This window comes from Pseudomonas sp. 65/3-MNA-CIBAN-0223 (genome assembly GCF_040310425.1).
Lineage (GTDB): Bacteria > Pseudomonadota > Gammaproteobacteria > Pseudomonadales > Pseudomonadaceae > Aquipseudomonas > Aquipseudomonas gregormendelii.
On record NZ_JBEOPV010000003.1, the window covers coordinates 97318 to 110020 of the forward strand.

General features: G+C 60.2%; 10 protein-coding genes. 7 read left to right on the forward strand and 3 right to left on the reverse strand.

Features of this window, described 5'->3' with window-relative positions:
- Positions 1-15 precede the first annotated feature (15 nt).
- The 3 genes from AAEZ09_RS03780 to AAEZ09_RS03790 are packed head-to-tail and all read left to right on the forward strand — an operon-like array spanning position 16 to position 3134.
- Complete coding sequence (locus AAEZ09_RS03780) at positions 16-1311, forward strand: acyl-CoA dehydrogenase family protein (protein ID WP_057005031.1); 1296 nt, start codon at positions 16-18, stop codon at positions 1309-1311.
- Positions 1308-2360: a phosphotransferase family protein gene (locus AAEZ09_RS03785; protein WP_126588868.1), complete on the forward strand. Its 1053-nt coding sequence runs from the start codon at positions 1308-1310 to the stop codon at positions 2358-2360. Before AAEZ09_RS03780 ends, AAEZ09_RS03785 begins: the two co-directional genes overlap by 4 nt.
- A gap of 18 nt (positions 2361-2378) precedes the next feature.
- On the forward strand, positions 2379-3134 hold the full coding sequence (locus AAEZ09_RS03790) for an SDR family NAD(P)-dependent oxidoreductase (protein ID WP_126588869.1): 756 nt from the start codon (positions 2379-2381) through the stop codon (positions 3132-3134).
- A gap of 28 nt (positions 3135-3162) precedes the next feature.
- Here AAEZ09_RS03790 and folE read toward each other — a convergent pair whose 3' ends face one another.
- From folE to AAEZ09_RS03805, 3 genes are all read right to left on the reverse strand, one after another.
- On the reverse strand, positions 3163-3720 hold the full coding sequence (gene folE / locus AAEZ09_RS03795) for a GTP cyclohydrolase I FolE (RefSeq protein WP_057005034.1): 558 nt from the start codon (positions 3718-3720) through the stop codon (positions 3163-3165).
- Positions 3721-3804: 84 nt separating this feature from the next.
- A complete protein-coding gene (locus tag AAEZ09_RS03800; RefSeq protein WP_057005035.1) occupies positions 3805-7368 on the reverse strand; it encodes an indolepyruvate ferredoxin oxidoreductase family protein in 3564 nt (1187 codons plus the stop codon).
- Positions 7369-7563: 195 nt separating this feature from the next.
- Complete coding sequence (locus AAEZ09_RS03805; RefSeq protein ID WP_082643857.1) at positions 7564-8013, reverse strand: hypothetical protein; 450 nt, start codon at positions 8011-8013, stop codon at positions 7564-7566.
- 229 nt (positions 8014-8242) lie between these two features.
- On the opposite strand from AAEZ09_RS03805, the gene AAEZ09_RS03810 reads away from it, so the two are divergent.
- From AAEZ09_RS03810 to AAEZ09_RS03825, 4 genes are all read left to right on the forward strand, one after another.
- Entirely contained in the window at positions 8243-9913 is a 1671-nt protein-coding gene (locus tag AAEZ09_RS03810) for a DUF1302 domain-containing protein (RefSeq protein ID WP_090234955.1), read from the forward strand.
- A gap of 66 nt (positions 9914-9979) precedes the next feature.
- Complete coding sequence (locus AAEZ09_RS03815; protein ID WP_057005036.1) at positions 9980-11332, forward strand: DUF1329 domain-containing protein; 1353 nt, start codon at positions 9980-9982, stop codon at positions 11330-11332.
- 64 nt (positions 11333-11396) lie between these two features.
- A complete protein-coding gene (locus tag AAEZ09_RS03820) occupies positions 11397-12215 on the forward strand; it encodes an SDR family NAD(P)-dependent oxidoreductase (protein ID WP_020300832.1) in 819 nt (272 codons plus the stop codon).
- Between the two features lie 33 nt (positions 12216-12248).
- Positions 12249-12698 (forward strand): nuclear transport factor 2 family protein, encoded by a 450-nt coding sequence (locus AAEZ09_RS03825; RefSeq protein WP_020300831.1) that lies wholly within the window; start codon positions 12249-12251, stop codon positions 12696-12698.
- The last annotated feature ends 5 nt before the right edge of the window (positions 12699-12703 follow it).

Here is a 12703-nt window from a genome sequence, read left to right on the forward strand (position 1 = left end):
GCTAGGAGACACACCATGGCCTGGGACTTTCAGACCGACCCCGAGATACAGGCGGAACTGGATTGGATCGAGCAGTTTGTACGGGAGGAAGTCGAGCCCCTCGATCATGTGCTGGGCAGCCCGTGGAATATCCACGATCCGTTGTTCAAGCAACTGGTCAAACCGCTGCAAGCGCAGGTGAAGGCTCGCAAGTTGTGGGCGTGTCACCTGGGCCCGGAACTGGGCGGGGCAGGGTATGGCCAGGTGCGCCTGGCATTGATCAATGAAATTCTCGGCCGCTCGCTGTTCGGCCCGATTGTGTTTGGCTGCCAGGCCCCCGATTCAGGCAACGGGGAAATCCTCGCCCATTACGGCACCCCGGCGCAGAAGCAGCGCTACCTGCAACCGTTGCTCGATGGCGATATCGTGTCCTGCTTCGCCATGACCGAGCCGCAAGGTGGCGCGGATCCTGCCGTGTTCACCACCGAAGCGGTGCGCGATGGCGATGACTGGCTGCTGAACGGCGAAAAATGGTTCGCCTCCAATGCCCGCTACGCAGCGTTCTATATCGTGATGGCGGTCACTGATAAAAGCGTATCGGTGTATGAAGGCATGTCGATGTTCATCGTCGCCGCTGACGCGCCCGGGGTGAGCATTATCCGTAACGTCGGTATCGCCGATGACCCCGCCGCCACCCATGCTTACCTGTCATTCGACAAGGTGCGAGTGCCTGCGGGCGACATGCTCGGTGCGCCCGGCCAGGCATTTGTCGTGGCTCAGGTGCGGCTCGGTGGTGGCCGCGTGCACCATGCCATGCGGGTGATCGGCCAGGCGCAAAAAGCCCTTGATGCACTCTGTGAACGATCCCTGTCGCGTAGTACCCAGGGCAGCCGCCTGGCGGACAAGCAGATGGTCCAGGAAAAAATTGCCGATTCGTGGATCGAACTGGAGCAGTTTCGCTTGCTGGTGATGCGTACGGCGTGGCGCATCGATCAGTATCAGGACTACAAGCGGGTGCGCAAGGACATCGCTGCGGTGAAAGCCGCCATGCCCAAGGTTTTGCATGACATCGCCGCGCGCGCCCTGCATGTACATGGCTCGTTAGGGGTATGCGAAGAAATGCCGTTTACCGGGTACATCGTCCGCTCCTTCCAGATGGGGCTGGCCGACGGGCCCACCGAAGTGCACAAAGTCACGGTGGCCAAACAGCTGCTGCGCGACTATCAGCCCTGCGACGAGTTGTTCCCCGATTACCATCGGCCCACCGCCGCGGCCCGCGCCCGGGAAAAATACGCCGGCGTGCTGGCCAGTCTCGGCGAGCGCGACGTATGAACGATTGGCAGGATCTGGTCGACCTCGAGCGCCTGGCCGACTGGATGGACACCCAAGACCTGGAAAGTGGCCCGATCAAGGCTGCGGTACGTTTAGCCGGCGGCACGCAGAATCTGCTGCTGCGCTTTCGGCGAGGCGTGCGTGAATTCGTGTTGCGCCGGCCTTCCCTGGAACTGCGCGAAGTCGGCGGTAAAACCATCGTCCGTGAAGCGCGCCTGCTCAAGGTATTGGCCGGATCGCAAGTGCCCCATGCCGGTTTGATCGCCGACTGTACTGACCAGGCCGTTCTGGGCTCCAGTTTTTATTTAATGGAACCAGTGCAGGGCTTCAACCCCAATAGCGCCGCAGGATTGCCAGCACCCCATGCTGAACGGCCGGCGCTGCGCAGGCGCATGGGCTTTGCCATGGTGGATGCGCTATTGCGTCTGGGCGACATTGACTACCAGGCGGTGGGGCTGGCGGACTTTGGCCGCCCGGACGGTTTTCATCAGCGTCAGGTCTCACGCTGGCTGGCACACTTGGACAGCGTCAAAGACTACCCCGGTTGGCCGGGGGCGAGCAGCCTGCCGGGACTTGCACGTTTGGCCAATTGGCTGAGCGATCATTGCCCGCAGCAGTTTGAGGCCGGTATTCAACATGGCGACTTTCACCTGTCCAACGTCATGTTCCGGCATGACTGCGGGGAGTTGGCCGCGGTCGTCGATTGGGAGCTGGCGACCATCGGTGATCCGTTGCTCGACCTTGCCTGGCTGGTGGTCACCTGGCCCTGTGCCGACGGTCGTGGTGCCGGCACCATCGAAGTGCATCCCTGGGACGGCTTTTGCAGCAGCGACGAACTGGTCGCCCATTACCACGCCGGCAGCTCGCGCTCGTTGGCGGACTTCACCTGGTACCTGGTGTTGGCGGGTTTCAAACTCGGCATCTTTCTCGAAGTCAGTTACGCCCGTGCGTGTGCGGGTAAAGCCTCGATGGTCACGGGTGAAAAACACCACGCCTCAGCGTTGCATCTATTCGCTACGGCGTTGCAGCGCATCGATCAAACCGCCTGATAACCAGAGGGAAAGCCCATGCAACTGGCCGGTAAACGAATCATCGTCACGGGAGGCGCCAGGGGTATCGGCGCGGCAGTGGTCAAAGCATTTGTGGAGGAGGGAGCCTATGTCGTCAGCCTCGACCTGGGCGAAGCCGCCTTGATGACGGGGGACGGTGGCGGGTGGGCGCATACACGAGTCTGCGATATCGCTGACAGCCAATCCGTGGATGCCGCTTTCGCCTGGGCCAACGAACGGCTCAATGGTCTGGATGTGCTGGTACATGCTGCGGGTATCGCGCCGAATGCCAGTGCCGACAGCATCACGCTGGACGAGTGGGAAAAAGTCTTTGCGGTGAATACCCGTGGCACATTCCTGACCAACCGCGCGGCCTATGAGCTGCTGAAGGGCAGCGGTGGGCGGATCATCAACTTCGCCTCTGCGGCAGGCGTCATCGGACAGCCCGGCAAAGCCCATTACGCGGCCAGCAAGGGGGCGGTGCTGGCGTGGACGCGCACGGTGGCGCGGGAATGGGGCCCCTTGGGCATTACCGTCAACGCTATCGCCCCGGCGATGTGGACGCCGATGTACGAGGCGACTCGCGCGAGCATGAGCACCGAGCAATTGCAGCAGCACGATGCCTACATGACAAGGCAAGTGCCCATCGGCGGACAGCTGGGTGAACCGGCCCGGGATCTGGCGCCTGTGCTGGTATTTCTTGCCGGAGACGGTTCGCGATTTGTCACCGGGCAAACGTTGATGATTGATGGCGGCATGCTGATGCTCAGTTGAGTTGAAGGTGGGGCGCCTGGCGCCTCTCCTAGCGACCGCGGATCAACTGCAAAAACTCCTGGCGGGTGTTGTACGACTCGCGGAACGCGCCGAGCATTACCGAGGTGCTCATCACCGAGTTCTGCTTCTCCACACCGCGCATCATCATGCACATGTGTTTTGCCTCGATCACTACCGCCACTCCGGCGGCATCGGTCACTAGGGAAATCGCGTCGGCAATCTGCCGTGTCAGGTTTTCCTGAATCTGCAAACGGCGAGCGAACATATCGACAATGCGGGCCACTTTCGACAGCCCCAGCACCTTACCAGTGGGAATATAGGCGACATGGGCCTTGCCAATAAACGGCAGGAGGTGGTGTTCGCAGAGTGAGTACAGTTCGATGTCACGGACGATGACCATCTCATCGTTGTCCGATTCAAACAACGCGCCGTTGACGATCTGTTCGAGGCTTTGCTGATAGCCATGACACAGGTACTGCATGGCTTTCGCCGCGCGTTTTGGCGTGTCCAGCAAGCCTTCTCGCTCTGGATCTTCGCCCACTCCGTGAAGAATCTCCCGGTAGTTTCTGGCCAGCTCTTCGTTCATGGGTCGACCTTATTGTTTTAGCCAACTTCCCGGGCGGCATCGCATGCAACCCGGGTCCTGGCACCTGGCCCAGGGCCGGGATATTTACAGTTGAGTGATGGCGATTTTGCCGGTGACCTGGCTGGCATCGTGAAACGTGACACTCGGACCATTACGCCATTGCTCAAGCAATTGCGCCTGGCGCTTTTCGGCGTGGCCGAGGAAACGCTCTTTCACCGGACCATAACCGCGAACGCTGTCTGGCAACTCCGCCAACTCCTGAGCAAGGCTCAGCTTGTCGGCCGTCAAGCCAGTGAGTACTTCATCGAGGACGCGTTCGTAACTGGCCAGCCAGTTGCGTTCCACCTTGCGTTCATGGGTACGACCGAACGGATCAAGCCAGGTATTACGCAGGAACTTGAGCCTGGCCAGCAGCTTGAAGCCTTGCAGCATCCACGGGCCGAAGCTGCGTTTTTTCGGTTCGCGACCGGAGCCGTTATCGTTCAGCAGCGGTGGTGCCAGGTGGAAGCGCAGGCGGTAGTCGCCCTCGAAGCCGGCCTGGATTTTTTCCAGGAATTGTCCATCGGTAAACAGGCGCGCCACTTCGTATTCATCCTTGATCGCCAGCACTTTGAAGTAATATCGGGCGACACTCGCCGACAGCTTGCCGGGTTGTCCGAACAGTGCGGTTTCCGCCTTGATGAATTGCTCGACACGAAACCGGTAGCGTTGGGCATAGGCGTAGTTCTGGTACGCAGTGAGAAACTCCATGCGCCGTGCCAGCGTTTCTTCCAGGCTTTGCGACAGTAAGCGGTCCGGGCTTTGCACCTTGCCGGCTTCCAGTTTGCGTAAAACCCGTGGCAAGTCATGGGCGCTGCACCGGCCCCAGTCAAAGGCCGAGAGGTTGAAGGGCACCGCGGTGCCGTTCAGTTCGATGGCCTGTAGCAGCGCCGCTTTACCCACCGGCAACCAGCCTTTCTGGTAGGCATAGCCGAGCATGAAGGTGTTCGTGGCTATCGAATCACCCAACAACGCCGTGGCAATTTTGCTGGCGTCGACAAAGTCCGCCTGGTCGGAGCCCACTGCTTCGACAATTTGTGCCGACATGCTCTGGGTCTGGAATTTCGGGTCCGGGTGTTTGAGCAAATCACCACTTTCCGCTTGCTGGGCGAAGGTGCGCACAAAAGCGCTGGTAATGCTTTCCTCGCTGTTGACCACGGCATGGGTGACGCCGTGACGCAGCTTGGACAAGGTTTCGGTGTTGGCACTGACCACCAGGTCGCAACCCAGCAGCAAGCCCGCTTCACCCTCGGCAATCCGCGGTGCAAACAATTGTTCCTGGTGCGCGGCGATGCGGATGTGCGACCACACCGCGCCGCCTTTTTGCGCCATGCCGGCCATGTCCAGATTGAGCGTGCCTTTACCTTCGATGAACGCCGCCATCCCCAGCAGGGCACCGATGGTCACCACGCCCGTACCGCCCACGCCAGTGATCAGGATGCTGTAAGGCTCATCCAGCGCGACGGTCGCGGGCGTCGGCAAATCCCACACGTCATCCTTCGCGGCCGCCAAGGCCTTGGGTTTGCGCAAGGTGCCACCTTCGACCGTGACAAAACTCGGGCAAAAACCGTTGAGACACGTGAAGTCTTTGTTGCAAGAGGACTGGTCGATTTCACGCTTGCGGCCGAACTCGGTTTCCACCGCCACCACCGACATACAGTTGGATTTGCTGCTGCAATCGCCACAGCCTTCACACACTGCTTCATTGATTACGACACGGCGTGCCGGATCCGGAAACTTGCCGCGCTTGCGACGCCGACGCTTTTCCGCAGCGCAGGTCTGGTCATAGATGATTGCGGATACGCCCTGGAACTGGCGCAGCTGTTCCTGCACTTCGTCCATCTGGTCGCGACGCAGCACCGGCACGCCGTCTGCCAGATCATGGATGTGCTGATACTTCTCGACATCTTCGCTGACCACCACCACACGCTGCACGCCTTCTGCAACGAGTTGCCGGCTGATTTGCGCCACGCTGAGGCTGCCGTCCACTGGTTGGCCGCCGGTCATGGCCACGGCGTCGTTGTAGAGAATCTTGTAGGTGATCTGCACCTTGGCCGCGATGGCAGCCCGAATCGCGAGAATGCCGGAGTGGAAATAGGTTCCGTCACCGAGGTTGGCGAACACATGTTGAGTAGTGGTAAACGGTGCCTGGCCGATCCACGCCACGCCTTCGCCCCCCATCTGACTGAACGTCTGGGTCTGCGGGTAGATCCAGGCGGCCATGTAATGGCAGCCGATGCCGGCCAATGCGCGACTGCCCTGCGGGACTTTGGTCGAGGTGTTGTGCGGGCAACCGGAACAGTAGTGGGGCACGCGTTCCATCAGGTTACTGAACTGGTCTTTGCTCGCCAATTGCGCATCCAGCACCGCCAGGCGCACTTGCAGCGGGCCACTTTGATGCAGGCGCAAAATGCGTTTGGCCAGCGCCCGGGCGATCATAGCCGGGGTCAGGTCGTTGATGGCGGGTAGCAACCAACCCGTGTGCGGCAGGCTCCACTCACCCTTGTCGTCAAACTTGCCGACGATGCGCGGGCGCACATCCTCGCGCCAGTTGTAGAGTTCTTCCTTCAACTGGTACTCGATCATGTGGCGTTTTTCTTCCACCACCACGATTTCTTCCAGGCCCTCGGCGAACTGCCGGACGCCTTCAGCCTCCAGCGGCCAAACCATGCCGACCTTGTAGACCCGCAGGCCAATCTGCTGGGCGAGTGTTTCGTCGATGCCGAGGATTTTCAGTGCCTGGCAAACGTCGAGGTACGATTTGCCTGACGTGATGATGCCGATGCGCGCTTTCGCTGAGTCCATCACGACACGGTCGAGGCGGTTGGCCCGTGCATAGGCGAGGGCAGCATATAGCTTGTGTTCCAGCAGGCGCTGTTCCTGTGCCAGGGGCGGGTCCGGCCAACGGATATTCAAGCCACCTTCGGGCAGCGGGATATCGGGAATGATCGGTTGTACGCGATGAATGTCGATGTCGACGACGGCCGCGCTCTCTACGGTATCGGCCACCGCTTTGAGGGCGACCCAGCAGCCGGAATAGCGCGACATGGCCCAGCCATGCATGCCGTAGTCGAGGTATTCCTGCACCCCCGATGGCGCCAGCACCGGCATCATCACCGCTTTGAAAATGTGTTCGGTCTGGTGCGGTAGCGAGGAGGAGCGTGCGCCATGGTCGTCGCCGGCAATGGCCAGCACGCCGCCAAATTTCGAGGTGCCGGCGGCGTTGGCGTGGCGGAACACATCGCCGCAGCGATCGACGCCCGGACCCTTGCCGTACCACATGCCAAACACGCCATCGTAGGTGGCGCCTTCGAAGAGATTGACCTGTTGCGTACCCCAGATTGAGGTAGCAGCGAGGTCTTCGTTCATGCCTGGATGGAACACCGTGTGGTGTTCCTTGAGGTAGTCGCGCGCCTTCCACAATGCCTGGTCGAAACCACCCAGCGGCGAGCCACGGTACCCGGAAATAAAACCGGCGGTATTCAAGCCATTGGCCAGATCGCGTTGGCGCTGCATCAGCGGCAGACGCACCAGCGCCTGAATCCCGGTGAGCAAAACTTTTCCAGTGTGCTGGACGTACTTGTCATCCAGAGACGGGGGCGCACTCATGTTCATCCTCCAGGCTTTATTGTCATGGCGGCGCCAGGAGAGCGGCGTTGCCTAGTTATTGGCTGGAGTCTAGGGAGCAGTTTTGCCATCGTAAAATCACAAAAACAATGGGGCGGTATCGGATATTCAAATACCGCAACGCACACTGTTCTTCACGCTGTTGTAGATAAAGCCGGTTATCGGTCTGGTGTCATTTCACCTTGTTTCGGGCTTGATATCCCCACAGAAAATATCCACGTTGCCATCGGCCGGAGTGGTCCTTATTACTAAGTAATATCCACCAGAAAGCAGCTCTGCCAGCGTCACTGGCGCACTTCGTGAATAGGTCCAGCCGCGCGTTGCAGAAATGCGATTGGTGTTGATCCGGTCATTCATTGCATAGGCGACAGTCCCGGGGCGCTCGCAGCTGCCTTTGTTGATAAAGGTGTAGAGATTCAAGGGCCGAAGGGTGCCGCTTGGAACTCCACTGACGACAAAGGAAAACGCTGTCTCATTGCCCTGAACGGCCAGCGTTGCATTGGCGATCTGACCGCCGTTGCGTGGTGTAGCGTTCAAGGGAACAGTCACTGTCTGGCTTGATGAAGTCGTACAGCCGACGATCATCGCAGCGGCTAGGAGTGTCGCTGTCCGGGTTCCCGATTTCATGGTCACCTCCTGTACTCAAAAAGTACGATCCAGGACCTTTGAGTATAGGTCGGGAGTATTTGACCAATACCAAAATGCATTTCAGCAATACTCCCAATCGTTGTCTCGAACCTCCCCGTCCCGTCTACTTCAGTCCATACCGAAAGCCCACAGACGAGCGCTCATTGGCGCGGTCCAGACGGCCCAACGCTTCGGCTGCCAACAACAATAAAAAGTAATGGGAGTGTTGATGATCGACGCAAAGCTAAAGCCGTTAAGCCTGGCTGTCTGGTTCAGCGTGACCGGGTGTGCCTTGACTGTTGGCGCTGTGCAGGCCGCCGAGTTTGATACCGGCAATCCGGACTGGACCGCGCGCTGGGACAACACCGTACGTTACAACCTGGGCATACGGGCCGAGGGGCGCGACTCCGCGTTGGCCAATAACGCCAGCTACGACGAGTCCGACGCCAAGTTTGATCGGGGCGATGTGGTGACCAATCGTGTCGATTTGATGAGCGAAATGGAGGTCGCGTACAAGCAGTACAACGGCTTTCGCATCAGCGGCGCTGGCTGGTACGACCAGGCATATGAAAACACTGATGTCGAAACCAGCCCCGGCAATGTTTACTACCCAGGTGCGTTCCCCGGTACCAGCACGCCGAGCTACAACAACGGTAAATACTCCAGCTTCACCAAACGCTATCACCGTGGCCCTAGCGGCGAGTTGCTGGACGCCTTTGCGTTTACCCGCTTCGACCTGGGTGAGATTCCGGTCAGCGTGCGTGCCGGCCGGCATACCGTGTACTGGGGCAACGGCCTGCTGATTGCCGGGCATGCGGTGTCCTACTCGCAAGCACCGTTGGATGGGCGCAAGGCGGTGAGCAACCCTGGTACCGAGACCCGTGAAATCTTCCTGCCGCTGACGCAGATTTCAACCCAGGCTCAGGTCACCGACAAGTTGTCGCTGGCAGCGCAATACTTCTTCGAATGGGACACCACGCGCGCGCCTGAAGGCGGTACCTATCTGGCCTCCGCCGACGTCGCCCTGGAAGGGCCGGACCGTTTGCCATTGTTCAGCGGTGTTTCGCGGCCGTTGATTGATCCGGTCAAACCCAAGGACAGGGGCAACTGGGGCGTGATGGGCACCTACAGCTTCGACTTCCTGCATTCGGAGGTCAGCGCGTTCTATCGCGAGTTCGATGACTACAACCCGTGGGGCCTGCAAGTAGCGCCGACCTTCGCCCGTTACGTGTACGCCGAGAACGTCAAGCTCTATGGCCTGGGTTACTCCGCAGGTCCGGTATTGGGCGGAGGTTCCCTCGGCGTCGACCTGTCGTATCGCCAGAACACCTCGCTGGTCTCCAGCAACATCAGCACTGCCGACAATCAGGGCGCTCGCGGTGACACGTGGCACATGGTGGTCAACGGCCTGTGGTTGCTGCCGCGCACCGATTACTTCGACACCGGCAGCCTGATCACCGAAATGGCGTTCAGTCATGTGCAACGGGTGACCAAGCACGAGGAACTGTTCAAAGGAGAAGGCTATGGCGGCTGCCCGGCGGGGCAGGACAAGCATTACGGCTGCGCTACCAAGAACTATGTCGGCCTGGCCGTTAGCTTTGCGCCGCAATGGCTTGGGGTGTTCCCTGGCTGGAATATTTCCACGCCCATGAGTGTGGATTACGGCGTCAACGGCAATGCCGCCACGGGCGGTGGCAACGAAGGCAAATACACCTGGAAAGCAGGTGTGAAGGGCACCTACGACGAGCGCGTCGACGTGACTCTGTCGTACATCGGCTACGGCAGCGAACGCAAATATGCAGACGTTGCCGGCGTCGGAAAAACCGTCGTCGGGGGCACCGGCGACGTCGGCCTGACCGACCGCAACTGGGTCTCGCTGACCCTCAGCACTGCGTTCTGAGCCGCGCCTGAACTGCAATGCAGTGATCACCGGACTCGGCGATCACCCATCTGAATGGAGAACGTTATGACGGTTAATGCATATGCGATGGGCCTTGTGGCCATTGCTTTGGCGGGGGCGGCTGTGGCCGATGAGGGCGCTACCACCGCCGACCTGGGCGGTAAGCTCACGAGCTTTGGCGCGATTGTGGCGGGTAACGCGGCAGGCACTATTCCGCCCTACGACGGTGGCCTGAAAGTGCCCGCAGGGCTGGTGCCCGGCGACGGCAACTGGCCCAACCCGTTTGCCAATGAAAAACCCCGCTTGCGCATTACGGCGGCTAACGCCGACCAGTACGCCGACCAATTGGCGGCCGGGCAGCTGCAACTGCTCAAGCAGAACCCCGACACTTATTATCTTGAGGTGTACCCCACCCACAGGACGGCAACCTTTCCGGCGAATTTCCTGGCAGCCACCCAGCGCAACGCCAGCCGCAAGGACTGCAAAACCGAGAACGACGGGCTGTCGATCAGCGAAGGGTGCCGGGGCGGCCTGCCATTCCCGCTGCCGCGAGATGGCCGGGAATTGATGTGGAACTACATCCTCAACTATCAGGGCGTGAATGGCTGGGACTGGAACCACAGTGCCTACGTGGTTAATGAAGGCCACGCGACGCTAACCAACACCAATCGGTCCACCGGCGAAAAACCCTTCTACCAGATGGATGTTCCCGGGCGTGATCCGAAAATCGCCCAGCGTATCTGGTCGCGCATCGTCGCGCCGGCCCGTACGGCCGGCCAGGCATCCGGGTATTGGGATTATCTCGACCCGGTCGCCGACTCCCGCTACGCCTGGAGCTACAGCACCGGCCAGCGCCGCGTGCGCAAGGCTCCGGAATTCAACTACGACACCCCCAACTCGGCGTTCGGCGGGGTGGCGTTCTACGACGAAATCTTCCTGTTCTCCGGAAAGATGGACCGTTTCGACTGGAAGCTGGTGGGTAAAAAGGAAATGTTCATCCCCTACAGCAACTACACGCTGAAATGGGGTTGCGACATGGACAAGAAACTCATGCCCAAACACATCAATCCCGCGTGTGAACGCTGGGAACTGCACCGTGTCTGGGTGGTGGAAGCGACCCGCAAGGACGGCGTCCGCCACGCGCAGAAAAAACGCCGCTACTACATCGACGAGGACACCTTTGGTGCTGCGGTCTACGACGCCTGGGACGACAGCGGCGCGCTGTTCCGTACCGGCTCGCAATACAACATCGAGGCGTATGGCATTCCCAATAACCCGCAACAGGATTCCTACTCGTTGTACGACTTCACCCGTGACCAGTACGGCATGTTCGGCAACGGCCCGACGCGCTACCGCCAGGAACCGGTCGCCGAGCGTGAAGCCAATCCGCAGACCATTGCCGGTGGCCAGACCCGCTGACCTCATGCTCCTTTTCGGCGCTTGTCACAGGCGCCGATTTTTTTATCCGTCCCGAGACCCTTTTATGAGCGAGATTGTGCAACGTTTAGACGGCAAGGTCTGCGTCATCACAGGCGCCGGCAGTGGCATCGGCCGCGCCTCGGCACTGCGTTTTGCCCGGGAGGGCGCCACGGTAGTGGTCACCGACCTTTTCGCCGAATCGGCGCAGGCCGTGGCAGCTGAAATAGGTGCCAAGGCAATGGCCATGCAAGTGGATGTTGGTGAGGAAGGCGCCTTGCGGGAGATGGTCGAGCAGACTGTCGAGACCTTCGGTCGTATCGACGTGTTGTTCAATAACGCCGTGTACAGAAACCCGGCCACCACCCGCGATATCGACTTCATCAACTTCAACACCGAGCTGTTCCACAACTGCATGCGGGTCAACGTGTTGGGTGGCGTGTTGGCGTGCAAATACGCCTTGCCGCACATGCTCGCCCAGGGCAGCGGTTCGATTCTGTTCACCTCGTCCACCAGCTCGATTGCCGGCGAAATTTCTCAGTTCAGCTACGGCGCCTCCAAGGCCGCGCTCAACTGGTACGTGCAAAGCATTGCCGCCACCTTTGGCAAACGCGGCATTCGTTGCAACGGCATCCTGCCGGGAGTGATTCGCACGCCAGCCATGGAAAGTTGGGCCAACGAGGCGATGAAGTCGGCCTTTCTCGACCTGCAAAACGTACCGCAACTGGGCGAGCCGGAAGACATCGCCGCCATGGCCGCTTTCCTCGCCAGCGACGACGCCGCCTATGTCAACGGGACGCTGATGCGCGTGGACGGCGGTATGAGTTGCGGCACACCGATGGTGCCGGTGGTGCGCAACTTCCTGCTGCCTCAAACCTCGGTCTGATCCCGATCCATTCACTGCACTGGAGCCCGTTTCATGGCACTCGAACAGGAACGCTTCATCCTCGACATGCTGGCCGCCTGGGGCGATGGCAGCGACGGCAGCCGCCCCGATATCGAACGCATCATGGCCACCTTCGCCGACGACGCCGTCTGGCAACTGTGGGTGCCCGGTGGTCCCGTGATCCGGGGGCGCGATGCGTTACGCCGGGAGATAGAGCGACAGATGAGTTATGTCACGCATAACCGTTGCACCACGCGCCACATCGTCTCTTCGGAGCGCGTGGTGATGACCGAACGCGACGATTACTGCGTCAGCAACGGCGTCCCCATGCCGCACTCGATGGTGGCGGTGTATGAGCTGGACGAACACGGACTGATCTGTGCCTGGCGCGAGTACCTGGACACCGCCGACCTGGCGAAGAAAAAGGGCGTGCCGCTGGAGCAGGTAGGCGGGCCGAACGCTGGTAGCACCAGCACCCATTGAGAGCG

What these genes read in the sequence shown, in the direction of transcription:
- AAEZ09_RS03815 (WP_057005036.1), top strand. Translation starts at nt 9,980, where the DNA reads ATGACGGTTAATGCATATGCGATGGGCCTTGTGGCCATTGCTTTGGCG.
- AAEZ09_RS03785 (WP_126588868.1), top strand. Translation starts at nt 1,308, where the DNA reads ATGAACGATTGGCAGGATCTGGTCGACCTCGAGCGCCTGGCCGACTGG.
- AAEZ09_RS03820 (WP_020300832.1), top strand. Translation starts at nt 11,397, where the DNA reads ATGAGCGAGATTGTGCAACGTTTAGACGGCAAGGTCTGCGTCATCACA.
- AAEZ09_RS03805 (WP_082643857.1), bottom strand. Translation starts at nt 8,013, where the DNA reads ATGAAATCGGGAACCCGGACAGCGACACTCCTAGCCGCTGCGATGATC.
- AAEZ09_RS03780 (WP_057005031.1), top strand. Translation starts at nt 16, where the DNA reads ATGGCCTGGGACTTTCAGACCGACCCCGAGATACAGGCGGAACTGGAT.
- folE (WP_057005034.1), bottom strand. Translation starts at nt 3,720, where the DNA reads ATGAACGAAGAGCTGGCCAGAAACTACCGGGAGATTCTTCACGGAGTG.
- AAEZ09_RS03790 (WP_126588869.1), top strand. Translation starts at nt 2,379, where the DNA reads ATGCAACTGGCCGGTAAACGAATCATCGTCACGGGAGGCGCCAGGGGT.
- AAEZ09_RS03825 (WP_020300831.1), top strand. Translation starts at nt 12,249, where the DNA reads ATGGCACTCGAACAGGAACGCTTCATCCTCGACATGCTGGCCGCCTGG.
- AAEZ09_RS03800 (WP_057005035.1), bottom strand. Translation starts at nt 7,368, where the DNA reads ATGAGTGCGCCCCCGTCTCTGGATGACAAGTACGTCCAGCACACTGGA.
- AAEZ09_RS03810 (WP_090234955.1), top strand. Translation starts at nt 8,243, where the DNA reads ATGATCGACGCAAAGCTAAAGCCGTTAAGCCTGGCTGTCTGGTTCAGC.